The sequence below is a fragment of the Roseburia hominis A2-183 genome, assembly GCF_000225345.1.
GTDB lineage: Bacteria > Bacillota > Clostridia > Lachnospirales > Lachnospiraceae > Roseburia > Roseburia hominis.
On the sequence record NC_015977.1, the window covers coordinates 1,660,462 to 1,680,706 of the forward strand.

General features: G+C 49.4%; 21 protein-coding genes. 1 reads left to right on the forward strand and 20 read right to left on the reverse strand.

The genetic code is table 11. The annotated features are described in order from the left end of the window. Nucleotides 1-44: 44 nt before the first annotated feature. The 5 genes from aroB to RHOM_RS07455 are packed head-to-tail and all read right to left on the reverse strand — an operon-like array spanning nt 45 to nt 4,579. Nucleotides 45-1,139: a 3-dehydroquinate synthase gene (gene aroB, locus RHOM_RS07435; RefSeq protein WP_014079676.1), complete on the reverse strand. Its 1,095-nt coding sequence runs from the start codon at nt 1,137-1,139 to the stop codon at nt 45-47. A 12-nt stretch (nt 1,140-1,151) separates the two neighbouring features. Continuing rightward, nucleotides 1,152-1,904, reverse strand: a complete 753-nt coding sequence (locus RHOM_RS07440; RefSeq protein WP_014079677.1) for a YlmH family RNA-binding protein — start codon at nt 1,902-1,904, stop codon at nt 1,152-1,154. Nucleotides 1,905-1,909: 5 nt separating this feature from the next. Beyond that, nucleotides 1,910-2,455, reverse strand: a complete 546-nt coding sequence (locus tag RHOM_RS07445; protein WP_014079678.1) for a cell division protein SepF — start codon at nt 2,453-2,455, stop codon at nt 1,910-1,912. A 9-nt stretch (nt 2,456-2,464) separates the two neighbouring features. Next, nucleotides 2,465-3,172, reverse strand: coding sequence for a YggS family pyridoxal phosphate-dependent enzyme (locus RHOM_RS07450; RefSeq protein ID WP_014079679.1), 708 nt, complete (start codon nt 3,170-3,172; stop codon nt 2,465-2,467). 15 nt (nt 3,173-3,187) lie between these two features. Next, nucleotides 3,188-4,579: an HlyD family efflux transporter periplasmic adaptor subunit gene (locus RHOM_RS07455; protein WP_014079680.1), complete on the reverse strand. Its 1,392-nt coding sequence runs from the start codon at nt 4,577-4,579 to the stop codon at nt 3,188-3,190. Between the two features lie 179 nt (nt 4,580-4,758). On the opposite strand from RHOM_RS07455, the gene RHOM_RS07460 reads away from it, so the two are divergent. Then, nucleotides 4,759-4,971, forward strand: coding sequence for a DUF378 domain-containing protein (locus RHOM_RS07460; RefSeq protein WP_014079681.1), 213 nt, complete (start codon nt 4,759-4,761; stop codon nt 4,969-4,971). 66 nt (nt 4,972-5,037) lie between these two features. Here the strand turns inward: RHOM_RS07460 and RHOM_RS07465 are convergent, their stop codons facing one another. The 15 genes from RHOM_RS07465 to mutL form a co-directional block, all read right to left on the reverse strand. Next, nucleotides 5,038-5,460, reverse strand: a complete 423-nt coding sequence (locus tag RHOM_RS07465; RefSeq protein WP_014079682.1) for a hypothetical protein — start codon at nt 5,458-5,460, stop codon at nt 5,038-5,040. Nucleotides 5,461-5,606: 146 nt separating this feature from the next. Next, nucleotides 5,607-6,593: a D-alanyl-D-alanine carboxypeptidase family protein gene (locus RHOM_RS07470; protein ID WP_014079683.1), complete on the reverse strand. Its 987-nt coding sequence runs from the start codon at nt 6,591-6,593 to the stop codon at nt 5,607-5,609. Beyond that, nucleotides 6,577-6,972 (reverse strand): methylglyoxal synthase, encoded by a 396-nt coding sequence (locus tag RHOM_RS07475; protein ID WP_014079684.1) that lies wholly within the window; start codon nt 6,970-6,972, stop codon nt 6,577-6,579. The genes RHOM_RS07470 and RHOM_RS07475 overlap by 17 nt, the downstream gene beginning before the upstream one ends. A 17-nt stretch (nt 6,973-6,989) precedes the next feature. Beyond that, a complete protein-coding gene (locus RHOM_RS07480) occupies nt 6,990-8,093 on the reverse strand; it encodes an FtsW/RodA/SpoVE family cell cycle protein (RefSeq protein WP_044024643.1) in 1,104 nt (367 codons plus the stop codon). Next, on the reverse strand, nt 8,072-8,275 hold the full coding sequence (minE, locus tag RHOM_RS07485; RefSeq protein WP_014079686.1) for a cell division topological specificity factor MinE: 204 nt from the start codon (nt 8,273-8,275) through the stop codon (nt 8,072-8,074). The genes RHOM_RS07480 and minE overlap by 22 nt, the downstream gene beginning before the upstream one ends. 1 nt (nt 8,276) lies before the next feature. Continuing rightward, entirely contained in the window at nt 8,277-9,080 is an 804-nt protein-coding gene (gene minD / locus RHOM_RS07490) for a septum site-determining protein MinD (RefSeq protein WP_014079687.1), read from the reverse strand. A gap of 25 nt (nt 9,081-9,105) precedes the next feature. Continuing rightward, nucleotides 9,106-9,780 (reverse strand): septum site-determining protein MinC, encoded by a 675-nt coding sequence (locus tag RHOM_RS07495; protein ID WP_014079688.1) that lies wholly within the window; start codon nt 9,778-9,780, stop codon nt 9,106-9,108. A gap of 18 nt (nt 9,781-9,798) precedes the next feature. Beyond that, nucleotides 9,799-12,603, reverse strand: a complete 2,805-nt coding sequence (locus RHOM_RS07500; protein WP_044024913.1) for a penicillin-binding transpeptidase domain-containing protein — start codon at nt 12,601-12,603, stop codon at nt 9,799-9,801. 22 nt (nt 12,604-12,625) lie between these two features. Further along, nucleotides 12,626-13,144, reverse strand: a complete 519-nt coding sequence (mreD, locus tag RHOM_RS07505) for a rod shape-determining protein MreD (RefSeq protein ID WP_014079690.1) — start codon at nt 13,142-13,144, stop codon at nt 12,626-12,628. A 10-nt stretch (nt 13,145-13,154) separates the two neighbouring features. Next, nucleotides 13,155-14,012 (reverse strand): rod shape-determining protein MreC, encoded by an 858-nt coding sequence (gene mreC / locus RHOM_RS07510; RefSeq protein ID WP_014079691.1) that lies wholly within the window; start codon nt 14,010-14,012, stop codon nt 13,155-13,157. Nucleotides 14,013-14,020: 8 nt separating this feature from the next. Beyond that, nucleotides 14,021-15,037 (reverse strand): rod shape-determining protein, encoded by a 1,017-nt coding sequence (locus RHOM_RS07515; RefSeq protein WP_014079692.1) that lies wholly within the window; start codon nt 15,035-15,037, stop codon nt 14,021-14,023. Between the two features lie 12 nt (nt 15,038-15,049). After that, entirely contained in the window at nt 15,050-15,745 is a 696-nt protein-coding gene (gene radC / locus RHOM_RS07520) for a RadC family protein (RefSeq protein ID WP_014079693.1), read from the reverse strand. A gap of 89 nt (nt 15,746-15,834) precedes the next feature. Further along, nucleotides 15,835-17,133 (reverse strand): methionine gamma-lyase family protein, encoded by a 1,299-nt coding sequence (locus tag RHOM_RS07525; protein WP_014079694.1) that lies wholly within the window; start codon nt 17,131-17,133, stop codon nt 15,835-15,837. A 17-nt stretch (nt 17,134-17,150) separates the two neighbouring features. Next, complete coding sequence (gene miaA / locus RHOM_RS07530; protein ID WP_044024914.1) at nt 17,151-18,104, reverse strand: tRNA (adenosine(37)-N6)-dimethylallyltransferase MiaA; 954 nt, start codon at nt 18,102-18,104, stop codon at nt 17,151-17,153. 2 nt (nt 18,105-18,106) lie between these two features. Beyond that, complete coding sequence (mutL, locus tag RHOM_RS07535; RefSeq protein ID WP_014079696.1) at nt 18,107-20,227, reverse strand: DNA mismatch repair endonuclease MutL; 2,121 nt, start codon at nt 20,225-20,227, stop codon at nt 18,107-18,109. Nucleotides 20,228-20,245: the final 18 nt, after the last annotated feature.

A 20,245-nucleotide genomic window follows, 5' to 3' on the forward strand; every position in this document is an offset into this window, starting at 1 on the left:
AGATAGGTTTGTCCTTCCGTGTTGTTTTCACTGTCAGGCCGGGATTACGCCCGGCATACATAACGAATGCCGTCCAGGATTTGTGCGTCGCTTAACTCGCGGTAGATATAAGCATCTCCGATGGTATGCAGCAGAATAAATTTGACCTGGCTTCCGACCATTTTCTTATCGGATTTGGTGGCAGATAACACAGCATCTGGTGAGATCCCCCCGATCTGTGTCTGAAATCCAAAGGCAGCCAGGCACTGACTGATGCCGGCAAGCTGCTCTTTTGTCAGGTTCCCCTGTTTTTGGGAAAGATACGCCGCCGCAAGGATTCCGAGCCCTACACATTCTCCGTGATACAGGGAAAAACCGCACAATTTTTCAATGGCATGTCCGATGGTATGACCAAAGTTTAACAGCGCACGCTCTCCCTTCTCCGTCGGGTCGTGCTCTACAACTTCGCGCTTGATATCACAGCTTCGGGCGATCATCTCTTCCATGACTGCTGGCTCCAGTGCCAAAATGGCATCGTGATGTGCCATCAGCCATTCATAGTAAGCGTCGTCTTTGATAAGACCGTGCTTTATAATCTCTCCCATTCCGGAAACAATCTGCCGGGATGGCAGGGACTGTAAGACGGACAGGTTCATATAGACCAGTTTGGGCTGATAAAAGGCGCCCACCATATTTTTGTACTGCATAAAGTCTACGCCGGTCTTTCCGCCGATGCTGCTGTCTACCTGGGAAAGCAGCGTGGTCGGCACCTGGATAAAATCAATGCCGCGCAGGTAGGTGGCCGCCGTAAAACCGGTAAGATCTCCGACGACACCGCCGCCCAAAGCGATAAGCAGATCCTGACGATCAAAATGCTGCTCGATCAGAGTCTGGTATAAAGTGTTTACCGTCTCCAGATTTTTATTGTGCTCTCCTGCTTCAAACGTATGAAGAATGACCGTGTCAAACTCTTTTTCCAACAGATCCTGTACGTCCCTCGCATACAAAGGCGCAACGTTGGAATCGGTCACAATGCAGATTTTCTGTGTGCGTCCGTATCCCAGCTGCTGCAGAAACGTAGGGAGCATTGAAAAATCATGAACCAGTTCAATATGATAAATGATACTGTCGTTTGCTTTTACTGGAATCGATTGTGCCATGAAAAACTCCTTTCAGTTTGCATAGAGGTCGTAATGTATTTTGAGCCGTCCTTTTCCGGTTGTTCCGTATTCCCCTCGGTAGATAAAGCGTCCGTAACCGCGGACAGAGATAATATCATCCGCATGGCAGGTATAGGATGGATTCTGTATCAGCTTTCCGCTGACAAAAACCTTCTCCTGGCGTAGCAAAAGCGACGCCTGACTGCGGGACAGATGGTAAACGCACGCGACGACGGCGTCAATCCGGTCTGAGGTTACGATTCCGTCCTGTGTCTGGAATTCCTGTGTCACCTTAAGGTCTGACAGACTGCACGGTTCGACTTTTACGAGAGTGTGGCGTATCTTTTCAAGATGCTCCGCAAAATAGTCTGCAACGGTCTCTTCACACAGCAGATAGGCTTCCTGCTCCCCGACCAGAATATCGCCTAATTTGCAGCGGTCAACGCCCAGCTGCATCAGCGATCCGAGGATGTCCCGATGTCCAAGCTTCTCGGCAAATTTGGGATAAGCCGGTGTGATTTTTAAAGCGGAAATGGGATATTCCCAATCATAATAAAGAGCATCAGGAAGAAAGGCAATCATCTGACGCTCTGCACATGGAATACCGCCAAAACATTCGGTCCTCGTCGCAAACAGCTTCTCGGACTGGTGGTATATATTCAATTCATTTAAATTGAGGAAATCGCTGAATAGAACGATTCCCTTGCGATCCGCCTGTCTGGAGAGATCAAGCAGACGCTTCTGACAAAGATCCTGTTCGTTCATAGACTCTAAAAATCGGTCTGGACACTGCGTGTCGACTGGAACGTGTCTACCAGACTTAAGAAATCGCCGGAAATGTCAACCGATGCCGGTGTAATGATAAAGATATAGTTGGAGATCTTCTGAAGATTACCGCTGATTGCAAAGCAGGAACCCGATGTAAAGTCGATAATCCGCTGTGCGATCTCGACGTCCAGTCCCTCAACGTTCAATACGACCGTGCGGTTATTGAGAAGCGTCTCTGTAATCTCTCGGGCATCTTCCACTGAGGTTGGTTTGATGACACATACTTCCATGCCGCTTCCTCCCTGCTTCTTGACCGGGCGAATCGGTGTGACCTTCGGAGAACTCTTGACGGCTTTCTCGTGGATAGAATGATCTTCTTCATAATCATCCTCCTCCGCCTTCTTCTTGTCCTTGCGGAAAGAACTCTTCGATTTTACCGGTTCATCCTCTTCATAATCATCATCGTAATCATAATCTTCATTGTAAAAATCGTCGTCATCGTCCGGATTAAGACGCATGACATTTAAAAATTTATCTAAAACACTCATGTTATACTCCTAATGCGATTCATTGCTTTTTTTGTAATTGCGTGCACCGAAAATTCCGGTTCCGACACGCACCATCGTCGCTCCTTCTTCAATGGCAACCTCGTAATCTCCTGTCATACCCATAGACAGAATTTCCATAGATACATTATCTATGTTTTTATTTGTTATGTCAACAGATAATTGCTTTATTTTCCGAAAATAAAGGCGATTATCCTCCGGATTTTCAACGAACGGCGCAATCGTCATAAGTCCCTTGATCCGCACATTTTCCAGTTTGGAAATCTCTTCCACAAGCAGCATGGCATCTTCTGCCGTTGTGCCGAATTTGGTCTCCTCGCCGGCGATATTGACTTCCACCAGAATCGGCACGATGATGCCGCGTTTCTTTGCCTGGATATTGATCTCTTCTGCCAGCCGGTATGTATCAACCGAATGAATCAGGGCAACCTTTCCGACAATATATTTGACCTTGTTGCGCTGCAGATGTCCGATCATGTGCCAGCGGATGTCGGACGGGAGCTGCTCCATTTTATCGCACAGTTCCTGCACTTTATTTTCTCCGAAATCGCGGACGCCCTCCCCGTAGATTTCATGCAGCATTTCCAAAGGTTTTGTTTTGCTGACAGCGATCAACGTCACTTCCTCGCGGGAACGACCTGCACGCTTACAAGCCTCCTGTACATGCTCTTCCACTGTTTTTAAATTTTCCTTTAACATATCTATTTCCTCCGTTTAATTGATCAGATCATTTTCGTGAATTTTGCTTCCGTCGAGCGCTATATGGTCATAGAGCGCAATTCCGTAGGTTGTCCCGGTCCGCACGATGGCGTATTCCTCATTCTGATAGAGAATGTCGATCTGTTTGAAGATGGCATATCCCTTATTGATATTATAAACGCCCTGCAGGCTCGCCGTGCCGGAACCGATCTGGTACGTCTCCGTAGAATCCGCCTTTCGGATGATATCCGAAGCGCCAACCTCCTCACCGTCGATGTAATAATCGGTATCCGTCTCATAGTAGATGGTCGGGGCAATGAACTCCGCCCCTGCTTTCCCGGAGGAATCGCTCCTCTGCACCAGAATGCCCAGACTGCCGGAATCGCCGCCTTTCATGAAGAAATCCTTGGGAACGGTATAGAATTCCTTCTCCGTGATGGCGGAATTGGGGATCTTAAGTCCGGTCTCCTCACTAAGCAGCAGCTCCACCTCGGCATAGCGATCCTTGGCATAGCGCACCATCCCCGAGCGAAGCGTCAGAATCAGATAGGTGGAACCTTCCTTTTCCGTGATGGTATAGGTCGCATAGGTCGTGGTGTTATCCTTCATAAAACGCAGCTGCAAGGTATCATCGTCCGCCAGCCGCTTTGCCAGATCGGAGCCGATTGGAATGACAAGCGACCAGTATTCACTTGTAATCAGCTTATACAGAGGGGCTCCTGCCGCAACCTGCAGTGCCCGCTGACCGTCCGTGCGGTCGTAGGATGCCTCGTCAAACATGGACGACTGAAACGTATCCGTGGTAACGCCCTCATACCCGTCGGTGGAATAGACGACAATGCCGGGCTGATCGGCATGATAGGTGTGAAATGTATTTTCTGCCTGCGCCGCCGCGGCGTAATCAGAGATTCCGTCCAGCGCGGCAAGGCTCAAGGATTCATTCAGTGCAGAGTCAAGATCTTCCTTAAACGTGGAAACGCTATAAAAATTCTGGGCGCTGTAGGAAATCTGAAATTCGCTTATGGAATCCTCAATCTCCGAGAGATCATGCGCACTCAGATTGGAAGCGTTGCCGGCTGCCTCCTCGATTTTCTTGGACACACTGCCACCTTCATCGACGGAGCAGATCAGATTTCCGTAACCCACCCGGGAAGCTTCCTTTACATATACATTCAGCGCCCCCGCCGTATCCGAGGAATAGACCTGCTCCTGGCGGAGAATCAGTCCACGGTATATATTATTTTCTGCCATCGTGCCCTGCTCTACTTCATACGTGGAAATATGCTCCGTCGTCATGTAGGAGAAAATGTTAAATATCAGATAGATAAAAATAATAATAAAAATGATCATTCCGATATTGACATTAAACGGCTTGCGATAGCGAACCACTTTTTTATTTTTACTCAAAAAATGCCCCACCTTTTTTCAAATTCAACATTTTTATTCTACCATTTTCAGCCCTGGAAAACAACTTTTTAGCGGCAATAAATTCGGGATTTGTTCCCGGAGTGAACAACAAGTCCGGCAAAGCAGAATAAAACCGGCGCAGCATGTCCATACTATGATAGAAAAAGGAGGCATAGAAAATGAATACAAATTGGTTGGATTATACACTGCTTACGCTGGTGATTATCGGAGCCATTAACTGGGGACTGATCGGATTTTTCCGTTTTGACCTCGTTGCCTTTATTTTTGGCAATATGTCATGGTTCTCCCGGATCATCTATGCGCTTGTCGGACTCGGCGGTCTCTATCTGATCAGCCTGTTCGGGCGCATCCGCTCTGTCGATCAGGCATAAGAAGTCCCTGCCGGCAAAGAAAAAGTGCTGTATCGCTACAGCACTTTTCTTACGGCATTTTACATTTTATAAGGAAATGACAATTTTTGCTTTGGCGCAATCCGGAAGAGATGCCTCGTTCCTGGAGACGCTTAAAACAAATTTTACGTTGTATTTTTCACTGATGATATCCAGTTTCTGAATTGCATGACAGATCTCGTCATCCGTCTCTACGGAAGCGATCGTAAGAAAGCTGTCCAGATACATTTCTTCCAGATCATGATCCTGTGAAACAATACCACAGATAAATCCGAGGAACTCATCACAATTATCGATCGGATAATCGGTAACATTGATGAGACGAATCTTGTTGCTGAGTTCGTACATATGCTTCTGACTCTTATCAAGGTATACAATGCTTCCGGATGCAGAGGCAACCGCAGCATTTACCTTGGTCAAAAGCTCTTTTGTCTTCCCTTTTCCCTTTTCGCCTGAAATAATCTCTATCATAGTCATTTCCTCCTGCTGATGCTGCTTTCTACACAAAATCCGTTAATATGTATAAAAGCAGTTGATTTTATAAATTGATTATAGTCTATATGCACATAAAATACAACCAATTTTCAAATAAATATAAACAATCAGGGATCCGCCGTCTAAATGGCGAATCCCTGCAGCATTTCGTTCATTAAAAGATAGAGATTGGACTTACCGTCCGCTTTGAATACGATCGATATGATCGGCTGGCCGGATGGATTATACGAATACAGTACCAGACAGTAGCCCGCCTCGCCCGTGGTTCCGGTCTTACCGCCCACAATCTGAAATCCGTCCGGTGTGGTTGCATTCCCGGTCAGATACTGATTGGTGTTCTCCCACGTATGGGTCACTGCCTCGCCGGAAGCGTCGGTATAGGTAACATCGTAGGAGGTTGTGCCGATGATGGATACAAAGGTATCGTTTTTGATCGCATTGGAAAAAATCAGATACATATCATAGACACAGGTGTAATGGTTCTCATCCGGAAGGCCGTTCGGATTGACAAAATGGGACCTTGTCGCCCCCATTGCTGCCGCCTCCTGATTCATCAGAGCCGCAAACGAATCGACATCTCCCGATATGTATTCCGCAATGGCAACTGCGGCGTCGTTCCCGCTGCGCAGCATCAGACCGTATAGTAAATCCCGAAGCCGGATCACGTCGCCGGCTTTTAAATTGCAGACGGAAGAATCGGATGCCTGATTGACGGCATTCTCGCTGACCGTCACCATAGCGTCCAGATCATCACAATATTTTAAGGCAATGTACGCCGTCAGAATCTTTGTGGTGCTGGCGGGATAGAGCCGCTCATACAGATTCTTGGCATACACTACGGTATTTGTCTCAAGATTAAACGTGCCTGCGCCCTCTGCCACCTGGGAATCCGTGGAATCCGTTCCGATCGCCACATCTTCCGAAACGCAGAGATTACTCGCAAAATAAGACTTTGCCTCTGCGGTGCCATTCGAGGACAACCCGAAATCCGCTGCGGTTGCATACACGTCATAGGGCTGTTCGATGGCAGCTGACGTCTTGCCGCATCCGCTGACGCAGGAAACTGCAATCAGAAGGGACAGACAGATCCATTTATTTATACATTTCACGCCACTCTAAGTCTCCTCTGTCCAGTGATTTGATTAACAACTCGGCCGTTGCCAGATTGGTTGCAAGCGGAATATTGTGGGTATCACAGATGCGCACAACCGTATTGACATCCGGCTCATGGGACTTCGGAGTCAGGGGATCGCGCAGAAAGATCACAAGGTCGATCTCATTGTGTTCGATCTGTGCTCCGAGCTGCTGTACGCCGCCTAAATGTCCAGCCAGATATTTGTGGACGTTTAAGTTGGTGACCTCCTCGATCAGTCTCCCTGTCGTTCCTGTTGCATAAAGTTCGTTTTTACATAAAATTCCACGATAAGCAATGCAGAAATTCTGCATGAGTTTTTTCTTTGAGTCATGTGCAATCAATCCGATGTTCATAATTTAAGTCCCCCCTGTTAATATTTTTTCGGCTGCAGACCTACATTAAGAACAAGCCCTATACCGATATATAATGACCATAGCGACGTAAGCCCATAGCTGACAAACGGGAGCGTAACACCGGTATTCGGCAGTAATCCCGTCGCTACACAGATATTGACAATACTCTGAAATCCAATCAATGCCGCCATGCCGCAGCAGATCAGTCTGCCCGCCGCATCTTTTGCTTTTCTAGCAATAAATATACACTCAATCGTAATGAAAAGCAAGAGAATTATAATGGTGACCGTTCCCACAAAGCCCATTTCTTCCCCCGCTACGGCGAAAATAAAGTCGTTCTGCGGCTCTAGTATAAACTTGCCGTTTTTTACGGAGGTAGGATCGGTATTGCCGAGTCCTTTTCCCCACAAAAGGCCGGAACCGATCGCCATGATAGAGTTCTGCTGCTGGTAGGCAATATCCGGATATTTATCCGGATAAAGCCATCCCATAATACGTCCGAGCTGATAGCTGTGTATAAACGGAAACTTATCCTGAATGATTAACGTCAATACGATAAAAAAGGTCGGAACGCACACGGCCAGCACGCCCACCACGATCTTATAACTGAGCCCCGCGGCAAACAGCATCGCCGCAAAAACGAGCGCCAGAACGATGGTCGTGGAAAGATTGGGCTGTGCCAGAATAAGGGCAAGCGGAATGCCGATCAGCATAAAAGATCCGAACAGCACCCGCGGGGAATTTATTTTTTCCTCGTACCGCATAAAATAGTAAGCCAGAAAAAGGATCATCAGAATCTTGACCAGTTCGGACGGCTGGAACTGAAATCCGCCGATCTTGAACCAGCGCTGCGCACCCTTGCTCTGCTCTCCTGCCACAATGACAAGCCCCAGAAGACCGATGGCTCCCAGATAGATCAGCCAGGAAAAACGCAGTATAAAATTATAATCAATATAGGATACCAGAAGCATAATGATGATCCCGGATACCATACCGATGATCTGCTTTTTCTGGTCGCCCGGGCTTGCACTTCCCACCAGCGCCACACCGATGGTATTTAAGATCACCACCAGTGCAATCAATATGAACTTGTAATTCTTTAGTTTGTATTGTTTGAACATATGTAATCCTTAAGTATGATTTTAATTTCAACGTTTTCGGGTTCAATATCGACATATCTGGTAACGATTTCGCCAATTTCGTGGCGGATCTGCGCCAGGGTCTCGTCATCCAGCTGTTTCCTGCGGCTGTCGATCATCAGCTTCAGCCGCTCTTTTGCAACACCCTTGCTTCTATGACACATCCTACACCAGCTTTCCGGCATGATTCCGCCAGAAGAATCTGGAGAACATCCCTTTGTGATGAAGATAATCCGGTATTGCGACTTCCATGCCGGCAATCCGGCGTGCAATATTCTGGTAACAGGTGTCGGAAACCGTATGCTTCCCGATCACCGGTTCCCCGTGGTTCTGGCTGATGATAATCTCCTCGTCTTCCAGAACAACACCCAGAAGCTCCGCTTCCAGAAGCTCACAGATATCCGGAATATCGAGCATGTTGCCGTCACGCACCATCTGTCTGCGGTAACCGTTGACCAGCAGATCGATCCGGGGCACCTTTTTCCGGTGCAGAAGCTGGATTACACAGTCCGCATCGTGAATCGCCGCAATCTGCGGCGTTGTGACCACAATAATGCGGTCGGAATCCGCCGTCGCCAGCTTAAAACCGCCGTCAATTCCCGCCGGACTGTCAATCAGAACGTAATCAAATTCTTTTCGCAGGTCCGACAGCAGATTTTTCATTTGTTTTTCATTCAGATTGTTTTTGGAGTCACCGGAGCACGAAGACGGTATGATCCAGAGATTCGGATACCGCTTGTCCCGGATCAGCGCCTGCTTAACGCGGCATCTCCCGGTCAGGACATCGACCAGATTATAGAGGATCCGGTTTTCCAGTCCCATGACTACATCGAGGTTCCTTAAGCCGATATCGGTGTCTACCAATACCACCTTTTTATCTAACAGTGAAAGTCCCGCACCGACGTTAGCTGTTGTAGTCGTCTTGCCAACGCCGCCTTTTCCTGAGGTAAACGTAATTACTTCACCCATGGAAGACCTCCTGTTTTTATAGTCTTTACGAGAAAGACCTTATATTAATAATACCGTCACAGAGGAAAGCCATTTTCGCCTGTGTGGTCTTATTACGCTTGGAAAAGATGGAATTTTTTGCTTTTTCCATCGGACTGCCGTAAACGCCGGCAATGTTATACTGCTCGGGCAGGAAAGAAAGCGCCGTGATCGTGGCATTGGTATTGCCGCTCATTCCGGCAAAGGCGTTTCCCGAGAGTTCGCCGAGCACCACGATATCCGATTGGGATACCACCACCGCTTCCTGCGGGACATCGCCGATGATGACGATGCTCTCCTCGGTCTCAAGGCGCTCTCCCGGCAGAAGGGAGCCACGGTAAAAGCAGCCGCGGCTCTGTCTTCTCGCCTCTTTCTCTTCGTTTGTCTGCTGCATCTCGCGGCATTTCTGTTCGATCACCGCATCACGGATCTCATCACTGTCTAAAATACACAGGATTTTGACTCTGGTCTGTTCCATGATGGCGTCTACGATCTGGTATTTTTCTTCATCGCTTAATTCTCTGCCCTCAAAAGAGATGGCAAACGATGCGTTCGCGAAAAAGCGCTCCGCCTCCGTAAATTTGTGAAGAATTTCTGTGAGCAGTTCCGGAAACGGCATCGATGCATCCAGCACCAGATTGATTCCGTTTTTACTGCTTTTGATAATGACTGCCTGACTCATTGTCTGCGCCTTTCTCTCTTAATCACTGATCTCGTTGGATGAAGAATTGCCGTTTGCAGCCTGACCGTTTAACAGTTCATCTTCATTCTCGACATTAAAGTAGTAGGCAAATACATTCCGGGCGAGTTTCGCCGCATTGTGAGAGGTATAACCGTATGCGATACGCGTCGCGATCGAGATTTCCGGATCGTCGTAAGGCGCATATCCCACAAATAATGCGTGGTTCGGCCGCTTTAAATTCTGCTGTGCCGTACCGGTTTTTCCGGCTGCCTCGATCGGAAAACCGTCAAACTCTTTTGTATTCTCCACCACCATGCGCATACCGGAATGGATGGCATTCCACTCTTCCGTATCAAGCACGTCGATCTGATTGCGCACCTGCGGCTCAAATGTCTGTAACACATTTCCGTCGGAATCCTCCAGGCGGTTCAACAGTGTATACTGGTAGACGGTTCCCTCATTGGCGACGGCTGTCACATATCTGGCAAGCTGTACCGTGGTGTAGTTGTTATTACTCTGTCCGATAGCGGCCATGACCGGGAATTCATTGGCGATCTGCGGCGCCGCTTCTTCGATCTCGATTCCGGTGCGTTCGTTTAAACCGAAGAGGCTCGCGTATTTCTGAAGCTTTTCAATGCCGAGCGAATCGTTATATGCCGTGGAATAATTGTTCGTGGCAAGCCGGTATCCTACCTCGTAGAAATAGTAGTTACAGGAATCACGAAGCGCTTCGGAGACATTGATCTCCCCGTGGGTTCCGCCGTTGGATGAAAAAATCCAGCATTTTGGATGGTTGCTTACGTTCTCATAGACGCCGAGATCACGGATGCGCTCCCCGATTGTGATGCTGCCCTCCGCCAGACCTGCCGTGGATGTTACCATCTTGAAGGTAGATCCCGGTGCGGTCTCCTGCTGGGTCGCGTAATTGTACTGCGGGAGTGATTTGTCATCCTGCAGACTGTTAAAGTATTCGGTGTCGACGTTGTTTGCCAGACGGTTGCTGTCATATCCCGGGTAGGTGACAAGCGCTAACACCTCTCCTGTCTTGGTATTCGTGACCACACACGATCCCGAGCACGGATCCAATGCCAGCTGGGCTGGTGTGATCTCCAGATTCTGTATCTTTTCCTTTAAGAACGATACCGCTGTCACAGAGCCGTTGTTTAACGCTGCAATCTCTTCCTCGTTGTACGGAAGCACGCCCTGGTCGAACAGAATCAGACAGAGCTGTGTCCCGGAAATCTGCCCGCCGGTAATCAGATATTCATAAATGATCTTGGAAAAATCTATTTCATAGAAAAGCTCTTCCAGAATATAATTACACAGGGCATCATATATTTCCGTGGAATCCGAGTATTTTTCATCCACCGTAAACTGGGTAATGTCAATCCAGTTCTGGGCAATGGCGTGATTTAGATAATCTTTCGGACTGCACTCCCCCTGCTGCCACTGCTGGTAGACCTCATCGGAGGTATCGATGTTGCTGTCGGCAAGAATATTATTTTTGCGGAGTCTCCGGATAATATAAGTGAAATAATCCTGCTCCTCCTCGCTGAGATCCTTAAAATCCGTCGGCGTGTTGCCGGTAAGCTGCTCTCTCAACTGGCTTTTTACCACGTCCTGCCGTGCGGAAAAAATGGCGGATACCGACTGCTCCGCCGTCGATGCGTCGGTACTGTCAAAGTGTGAGAGATCGATGACGTTGTTATTGATTAACGCAAAGTAGACATCTGTGATCGGGATCGGAATATCGGAAGAAGGATTGTCAATATTGGAATACACGATTCCCGCAATCTCCTGCTCCAAAAGATTGTATACCGCAATCTGCAGATCACTGTCCAATGACAGGTACAGATTATTCCCGGCCTTGGACTCCTTGCGGTCAATCACCTCGATGGCTTTTCCGAGATAGTCGACATACAGCTTTTCGTAGCCTTTTTCACCCTTTAAGTAGGAATCCATATACTGCTCAATGCCGCCCTTGCCGACGACATCGTTGGTGGTATAACTGTCATCCGTCTCGGATAATTTGGCGTATTCCTCGGAAGAAATTTTACCGGTGTATCCGAGAATGGAGGCAAAATATTCGCTGTTATTGTACTTGCGGATGGTGTCATCCATCACCTCAACGCCCTGCAGTTCCTGTGCGTGCTCGCTGATGTACGCCACGGATTCTTCGGATACGTTGGTCGCAATCGTGGTTGCGATATATTTCTGGTAGGCATTCTGCGCCATGGCAAAACGCACGATCGTGATCTTGAACGCCATCTCGTCGCTGTAGCTGTCGTCGATGCCGTAACAGTCGTTGCGGAGATAGTCCATAACCTGATCCACGGTCGCCTGGGAGGTGTCGTAGCCAAGCTTTTTGTTCATGCCGAGATCATCGTAACTGCTCTCGCCGTAAACATCCGCCAGGAAACGTTTTAACGAGGTACCTGTGACATTGAATTCGTAGGTACCCTCTCCGGTGCGGTCAATCTTAAAATCATCGGTGATCGCATCGCCGTTTTTCTCCAGTGCAGTGATAACCTGGGCAATCTCGGCGTTTAACGATTCGTTTTTCTTATCGGTGCTGCTGTAACTGCCGTTGTCCTCGATGGTGATCGAATAAGCCAGCTCATTGTATGCGAGCAGTTCGCCGTTGCGGTCGTAGATATTGCCGCGCGTACTGTTCAAGGTCCGCTCTTTTACGATCTTTAAGGTGTAGTTGTCCTGATATTTCTCGCCCTTTACGATCTGTAGGTAGAACACGCGCCACAAAAGCACACCGAACAGCACCGTCATAAGAACGGCAGCAACGGCAAGTCTCGATTTAAAAAACATGCGGAAAACTTCTTTTATATTCTCAAACAAACTTACTTGCACTCCTTTTTTCCAATGTCTCAAGCCGCTGGTTGACTTTCAGGATAATCACATACAAAAAGATCGTAATCAGCATGGTGTAGACAAGTTCCGGCAACATGATGTTCCACAGATAATATTGAAAATGATAACGATTGCGGAACAAAAACAAGAAAAAGTAGATCAACAGATTGCATCCCAGATCACTGCCGGCAATCAAAAGCATGGGCAGCTTTAAGTCTTCCGGGTAAAACATTTTGCGGAAACAGCCGTTGATGTAGCCGATATACATATAGAGCAGCGCATAAAATCCAAGAATTCCGCTGCCGAAGATATCAAGCAGAAGCCCACAGGCAAAACCGATATACATTCCTTCTTTTTTCCCACGCATAAACCCGAAGGACGACACGACGATAATCAGAAGGTTCGGCGAGATCGATGCGAAAGACAATGCCTGAAACAGCGTGGTCTGAAGCAGGAAACAGATTGCAATGATAATAAACACATTTACTTTTCTTCTCATAATATGAATCCTACTCCCCGGCTGACTGCTTCTTGTCCAGAATGACAAGAACCTCTTCGATATGCTCAAAATCCACTGCCGGCGTGATCGTGCCGGATTTGGTAAGGTTGTTGGAATCCGTCGAAAGACTGCTGATGTAGCCGATTAAGATTCCCTGCTGATATTTATCTGAAATGTAGGACGTGACAACAGGGTCGCCAACCGCCACCTTATTGTCGCTGTCATTCAAATTGGAAAACTCGATGACCATGTTCTCATTCATGTTCTGGAGACTTCCGTTTACGATCAGGTTGTCGGAGGTTGTCGTCACCATACCGCTGATCTGCGCCGTATCGTTGATAATGGAAGTGACTTTGGCATAATTCGGGCCGACGTCCGTGACAATGCCGACAAGTCCGCTGCCGGCGATCACATTCATGTCGACTTCAATTCCGTCGTCGGTTCCCTTGTCGATCGTGAAATAGGAAAACCAGTTCCCGCTGCTCTTGCCGATGACATTGGCAGCCACCTTCTCATAGCTCGGGTATTTCTGGTCCAGTGCCAGAAGCTCGCGCAGATTCTCAAGCTCATACTGCTCCAGATTGTTGGTATTCAGTTCGGAGGTAAGCTCATCCACCTGCTTTTTGAGCGCATCGTTTTCCGCCATGACATCGCTTAAATTTTTAAGATTGTCGGCTTTCTCCGTAATCCATGCGCCGACCGTGTTGATCCCGCGCTGCATGGGAACAAACACATAACCGGCAACCGCGTTGAGCGGACCGCCGGAGATATTGAGCGTAAAGCTGGTAATCATGGCTGCCACGCAGACAACGGTCAGAATCAGCAATATGTACTTGGCAGGCAAAACAATTTTGGGTTTCCGTTTCATAATTTCCTCTATAACAATATCTTATTCTTCATACTGAATGCCAGATGCTTAAACTTGGCATCGGATACGATCTTTAAGAGTCCGCGCACCACACACTCCTCCGGCTCCTCGCAGGTATTGATCTCGATTCCTGTAATATCACGGAACAGCTGATCCAGATCATGAATCTTGGAGCTTCCTCCCGTGATATAGATGCCGGAATGAATAATGTCTCTTGCAAGTTCAGGCGGCGTCTTCTCCAGGATCATTTTGATGGAATTGCAGATCGTGTTGAGGTTGTCCTTGATCGCCTCATAGACAACAGCTCCCGACATCTCCATCTCAATCGGCAGACCACTCACCACGTCGCGTCCGACAACCACCATGGTCTGGGTGTTGCCCGGGATACCGCTTCCGAGGGTCTCCTTCATGCTCTGCGCGGTCTTCTGTCCGATGACAAGATTGTACTTGCGCTTCACATAAGTGATAATGGATTCGTCGATCTTGTTGCCGCCGGAATGTAACAGATCACTTAAGACCAGCCCGCCCAGCGAGATGACGGAAATCTCTGTGGTATCCGCACCGATGTCTACCACCATAATACCGGTCGGCTCGTTGACGTTTAGACCGAGACCGACGGCATCTGCGATCGGCTTCTCACATAACAGCACGCTCTTTGGCTTTAATTTGCTCTTGTAGAACATGTCGAAAAATGCACGCTTCTCCACGTCCGTAATATCTGTTGGAACAGCAACAATGAATTCCGCTCCGCGCAGCTTGCCCTTGGCGTGGGTCTCCAGATAAGTCTGAAGCATTACCTGAAGATTATTAAAATCCGCAATCACGCCTCCCACAACCGGGAATGTCACCTGAATCGTTTCCGGTGCCTTCTCATACATTGCATAAGCGTCATCACCGTAGGCATACATCTCATTCTTATTCACCAGAGCGATGGTGTTCTTCTCGTTCATAATCTTGTTGGACGCCTTACAATAAATCTTCATATTGCAGGTACCAAGGTCAATACCATACACGTTATTCGTCATTGTTCTCTCCCTTTATTGTATTCTTTTGCATTCTCTGTAGCTGTAGTACGTGCGGTCACCGATAATAATGTGATCCACAAGAGGGATGCCAAGAAGCGCTCCGCACTCCGCCACTCTCTTTGTCACTGCATCGTCCTCCGCCGAAGGGGAGGGATCACCGCTGGGATGATTGTGCATCAGCACAATCTGAATCGCACTTTTGTCCAATGCAGCGAGAAAAATCTCGCGCGGTGAGACAAGTGCAGCCGTCGCACTACCGACAGACATCATAACCTTCTCCAGCAGGCGGCATTTGGCGTCAAAGAGAAGCACCATCGTACGCTCTCTGCTCTCATGCCGCATATCCTCCATGTAATAACTTGCAATGGAGCCCGGATCGCCAAGACAGATGCGCTCTTTATAGCGCGTCTTCGCCATCCGTTTGGATAATTCTGCAATGCATTTTAACTGGATCGCCTTCACCTGTCCGATTCCGGGAATCTTCTGCATATCCTGAACAGATAACGTGTAGAGATTCAACAGATCGTGTCCGTCCTGCCGCAGCAATTCCTGCGCCACTTCCACAGAACGCGTCCCGCGCGTCCCTGAACGTATGATGACGGCAATCAGCTCCGCATCGCTTAAGGATTCGACCCCGGATATTAAAAACTTCTCATATGGCTTCTCCGAGTCCGGCAGTTCCTTAACCGTTGTAAAATGATGATTCATAAAGATTTCCCGTCTCTCCCCGGCAATTCCCTATGATGGTTTGTAGAATTTATGTCAACCAATTACGGGACAAAAACTTACATTATATTTTAGCATAACGCATCCAGATTCACAAGTTTTCGTTCCTTAAGTTTTTGTAAAGATTTCAAAATGCCGAGTTTCGCATGGTACCAGGTCAGACCGCCCTGAAAATACACGGCATACGGCGGTTTGATTGGTCCGTCGGCAGACAGTTCGATGGAGGAACCCTGCACAAATGCACCTGCCGCCATGATGACATCGCTGTCGTAGCCCGGCATCGCCCACGGTTCCGGCGTCACGTAGCTGTCCACAGGCGCCGCAGCCTGAATTCCCTCGCAGAAGGCGATCAGTGCGTCCGGATTGTGGAAGGAAATCGCCTGGATGATGTCGTGACGGCTCTCACTGCCGTCCGGCACAACGTCAAATCCCAGCTTTTCATAAATATTTGCCGCAAAAATAGCGCCCTTTAACGCGCCGCTCACCACGGTCGGTGCCAGGAACAGTCCCTGGTAGAACGACTGCAGAATGCCGAGGGAAGCGCCGACCTCCTTGCCGAGTCCCGGGGAAGTCAGACGGTATGCCGCATTTTCCACACATTCTTTTTTGCCGACAATATAGCCGCCGATCGGTGCAAGTCCGCCGCCCGGATTCTTGATGAGGGAACCGACAATCATGTCTGCCCCGACCTCAATCGGCTCACGCTCTTCCACGAATTCGCCGTAGCAGTTGTCGACCATGCAGATCACGTCCGGTTTGATGTCCTTGATGAATGCGATCAGTTTTCCGATGCGCTCCACAGAGAGCGTCTTGCGCGGCGCATATCCCTTGGAACGCTGGATGGTGACAAGATGCGTGCGCTCGTTGATGGCGGCGCGGATGCCTTCATAGTCAAACTCTCCGTCCGCAAGCAGATCCACCTGACGGTAGGTAATGCCGTACTCGGCGAGCGATCCCTTGGACGGCCGGATGCCGATGACCTCCTCCAGCGTATCGTATGGCTTGCCGACCGGGGATAACAGTTCATCGCCCGGCCGCAGATTGGACATCAGAGCCAGCGCCAGCGCGTGGGTGCCGCACGTGATCTGCGGACGCACCAGCGCATCCTCCCCGCCGAAGCAGGAGGCATAGACTTTTTCCAGGGTGTCTCTGCCCAGATCGTTGTAGCCGTACCCGGAAGTCGTATTGAAACATTCTGCCGAGACACGGTTGTCCTGCATGGCTTTTAACACTTTTAGCTGGTTGTATTCTGCGCGTGCATCAATCTCTTCAAAACGCTGCTTCAAGGAAGCTTCTATTTTTTCCCCGAATGCACTTACCTCCGGGGAAATCCCCAGACGCTCGTATTGTTCCTGTAATAACTGATTCATATCTCTGTACCTCTCTTTTATGCCGGCAAAATTCCTTTCGCCTGTAACACATCCATCATGTATGTAAGTATTTTTGTATCGTCATACTCAAAATCCGGCTTGTTCAGCCAGATGACATCCCGCTCCCTGCGGAACCAGGTCAGCTGCCGCTTGGCAAAATGTCTCGATTCGCGCTTGATGATATAGATCGCTTCCTCCAGGGTGCTGGTGCCGTTTAAATACGCCAGTATCTCTTTATAGCCAAGTCCCTGCATGGACACCATATCCGCATGGCAGCCCATCTGCTGCAGCCTTGCCACCTCATCGACAAGCCCAGCCTTTACCATGGCATCAACGCGCGCATCGATGCGGCGGTAAAGCTTTTCGCGGTCGTCATTTAAGACAAAATAGGCAAAGTTGTAGGGGGATGTCTTCTGGCTCTCCCGCTCGTTATGCTCGGAGATCCGCTCGCCGGACTCATGGTAAAATTCCAGGGCGCGGATGACGCGCTTGCGGTTATTCTCGTGGATCGCCTCTGCAGATGCCGGATCTACCGCCTTTAGCATTTCGTGAAGATAATGATTCCCGCGTGTCTCTGCCAGCTCTTCCAGCTGCCTGCGGTATGCACTGTCACACTCCTGCTCCGTAAAATCAATATCGTAGAGCAGCGCCTGGATATAGAATCCGGTTCCGCCCACCACAATGGGGATCTGACCGTTTGCCGTAATCTCTTTTAACGCCTGCTTTGCCATCTCCACAAAACGGACGACATGGAACTCATCGGATGGATCCAGTTCGTCCACAAGATAGTGCCGGACGCCGTCCATCTCCTCCGGCATGATTTTTGCCGAGCCGATATCCATGTATTTATACACCTGCATGGAATCCGCAGATATAATGGCTCCGTTTATTTTTTTCGCCAGTGCAATGGAAAGCGCTGTCTTCCCGACCGCTGTCGGGCCGGTCAGAATTACCATGGGATTTGGTTTCATTGTCATACAATCCTCTTAAACTTCTTTTCAATCTCATATTTGCTCATGGAGATAATGGTCGGCCGCCCGTGCGGACAATGGTAGGGATTCTCCAGGGACAGCAACTCGTCGATCAGCTGTTCTGCCTCCGCCCTGCTGATGGAATCGCCTCCCTTGATCGCCGCCTTGCAGGACATGGAAGCCACCTTCTCCAAGATCAGTTCCGGTGCTTCCCTGCCGCTTATGTTGGTAAAATCGTCCAGCATGTCCAAGAACATGCCTTTCATATCGACCGCCTCAAAATCGGCTGGAATCGCCGTGATGGCAAATTCCTTGCCGCCGAACGGCTCCACCTCATAACCGAACAGACGGATCTGCTCCCCGTAGCGTGTAAGCATTTCCTGTTCCTCGGCGCTCAACGTCAGAATGATCGGCGGGCTTAGCGTCTGCGAGGCAAAATTCTGTGTGCGGACGCGCGCCATGGTGCGCTCATAGAGCACTTTTTCATGGGCGGCATGCTGGTCGATAATGAACAGCTTATCCTCGTATTCAATCAGCCAGTAGGTGTCAAACACTTCGCCGATGATCCGGTGCCGTCTGGCTGCATCCGGCGTGAAAAATCCGGTGTCCGCCGCCTCGAGCGTCTGCTGCTCGTACACGACCGTGTCCGCTGTCTCCTGCGGATTCTGCGTCTCCTGCACATTCTGTGTGTCTGTCTCCGGCATATTCAGATTCTCCGGCATATTCAGATTCTCCGGCGTATTCAGATTCTCCGGTGTATCAGGAGTTCCCCGCACGGCCTCTGCCTTAGGAATCGGCTCCGGCTGCACATCCGGCTGTACGGTATCCGCCGCCGGTATGCATTCCGCTTCCCATGACATCTCCTGTATCCGGCTGCCGTCTTCGGCCGAAGCAGAACCCGCAGATGCGGAATCCGCATGATAGCTGCTCTCCTCCCGCACCAGAAGCTGCCGGAACACGTCCAGATTTTCCGGTGTTCTGACTGGTTCCGGCGTCACGTTCTGCCCCTGCGGCAGCACCTGTGTCTGCGGCGGGATATGCAGACGTTTTGTCTCAAATGGCTCCGGCAGGCTACCGGTAATGGCTGGCCGCTTTTCTTCTTTCTTTTCCTCCACCGGGACAGCCGGAATAAATTCCTTGTGAGTCAGCACATCGCGGATCGTCTGATATAGCTTCCGGTACACTTCCTCATTGTTGGAAAAACGAAGCTCCATCTTGGTCGGATGCACATTGACGTCCAAAAGCTCCGTATCCATGGTAAAATACAGCACGCAGAACGGATACTGATGCTGCATCATAAAGCCCTTGTACGCCTCTTCCACCGCTTTGGAGAGCAGTGCGCTTTTGATGTAGCGTCCATTGATAAAATAGCTTTCGTAGCTGCGGTTTCCGCGGGAAATCATCGGTTTTCCGACAAAGCCCTTTACCGAGAAATATTCTGTCTCTGCGCAGACCGGAAGAAGCGCCGCCGTAATATCGCGCCCGTAGATATGATAGATCAGATCTTTTTCATTGGAGTTGCCGGAGGTATGCATCTTGGTCTGTCCGTTGCTGATAAACTTAAAAGAGACATCCGGATGGGACAAGGCAAGGCGCTCTATCAGGTCACTGATATAATTTCCCTCCGTCTGCGCGGTTTTTAAAAACTTTTTCCGTGCCGGCGTATTGTAAAAGAGGTTTCTGACGATGAAGGTCGTGCCGTCCGGCGCGCCGATCTCATCGTTGCTCATCTCTCTTGAGCCTTCAATGACATAGCGCGTTCCGGTCAGATCGCTGTAAGTCTTGGTAATCAGCTCCACCTGCGATACGGCGGCAATGCTTGAGAGCGCCTCACCGCGAAACCCGAGCGAATGGATGCATAAAAGGTCTTCCACACTCTTAATCTTGCTGGTGGAATGGCGCAGAAACGCGAGCGGTACCTGCTCACGCTCAATTCCGCAGCCGTTATCCGTAATGCGCACGAACGTTGTGCCGCCCTCCTTGATCTCGACCGTGACGGCGGTTGCCCGGGCATCGATCGCGTTCTCGACAAGCTCCTTGACCACCGAGGACGGCCGTTCCACCACCTCCCCGGCTGCTATTTTATCGATTGTTTCCTGCGAAAGCAGTGTTATCTGCGGCATTCCATTCCTCCCATCTGC

What these genes read in the sequence shown, in the direction of transcription:
- aroB (WP_014079676.1), bottom strand. Translation starts at nt 1,139, where the DNA reads ATGGCACAATCGATTCCAGTAAAAGCAAACGACAGTATCATTTATCAT.
- RHOM_RS07440 (WP_014079677.1), bottom strand. Translation starts at nt 1,904, where the DNA reads ATGAACGAACAGGATCTTTGTCAGAAGCGTCTGCTTGATCTCTCCAGA.
- RHOM_RS07445 (WP_014079678.1), bottom strand. Translation starts at nt 2,455, where the DNA reads ATGAGTGTTTTAGATAAATTTTTAAATGTCATGCGTCTTAATCCGGAC.
- RHOM_RS07450 (WP_014079679.1), bottom strand. Translation starts at nt 3,172, where the DNA reads ATGTTAAAGGAAAATTTAAAAACAGTGGAAGAGCATGTACAGGAGGCT.
- RHOM_RS07460 (WP_014079681.1), top strand. Translation starts at nt 4,759, where the DNA reads ATGAATACAAATTGGTTGGATTATACACTGCTTACGCTGGTGATTATC.
- RHOM_RS07465 (WP_014079682.1), bottom strand. Translation starts at nt 5,460, where the DNA reads ATGATAGAGATTATTTCAGGCGAAAAGGGAAAAGGGAAGACAAAAGAG.
- RHOM_RS07475 (WP_014079684.1), bottom strand. Translation starts at nt 6,972, where the DNA reads ATGAACATCGGATTGATTGCACATGACTCAAAGAAAAAACTCATGCAG.
- RHOM_RS07480 (WP_044024643.1), bottom strand. Translation starts at nt 8,093, where the DNA reads ATGTTCAAACAATACAAACTAAAGAATTACAAGTTCATATTGATTGCA.
- minE (WP_014079686.1), bottom strand. Translation starts at nt 8,275, where the DNA reads ATGTGTCATAGAAGCAAGGGTGTTGCAAAAGAGCGGCTGAAGCTGATG.
- minD (WP_014079687.1), bottom strand. Translation starts at nt 9,080, where the DNA reads ATGGGTGAAGTAATTACGTTTACCTCAGGAAAAGGCGGCGTTGGCAAG.
- RHOM_RS07495 (WP_014079688.1), bottom strand. Translation starts at nt 9,780, where the DNA reads ATGAGTCAGGCAGTCATTATCAAAAGCAGTAAAAACGGAATCAATCTG.
- RHOM_RS07500 (WP_044024913.1), bottom strand. Translation starts at nt 12,603, where the DNA reads ATGTTTTTTAAATCGAGACTTGCCGTTGCTGCCGTTCTTATGACGGTG.
- mreD (WP_014079690.1), bottom strand. Translation starts at nt 13,144, where the DNA reads ATGAGAAGAAAAGTAAATGTGTTTATTATCATTGCAATCTGTTTCCTG.
- mreC (WP_014079691.1), bottom strand. Translation starts at nt 14,012, where the DNA reads ATGAAACGGAAACCCAAAATTGTTTTGCCTGCCAAGTACATATTGCTG.
- RHOM_RS07515 (WP_014079692.1), bottom strand. Translation starts at nt 15,037, where the DNA reads ATGACGAATAACGTGTATGGTATTGACCTTGGTACCTGCAATATGAAG.
- radC (WP_014079693.1), bottom strand. Translation starts at nt 15,745, where the DNA reads ATGAATCATCATTTTACAACGGTTAAGGAACTGCCGGACTCGGAGAAG.
- RHOM_RS07525 (WP_014079694.1), bottom strand. Translation starts at nt 17,133, where the DNA reads ATGAATCAGTTATTACAGGAACAATACGAGCGTCTGGGGATTTCCCCG.
- miaA (WP_044024914.1), bottom strand. Translation starts at nt 18,104, where the DNA reads ATGAAACCAAATCCCATGGTAATTCTGACCGGCCCGACAGCGGTCGGG.
- mutL (WP_014079696.1), bottom strand. Translation starts at nt 20,227, where the DNA reads ATGCCGCAGATAACACTGCTTTCGCAGGAAACAATCGATAAAATAGCA.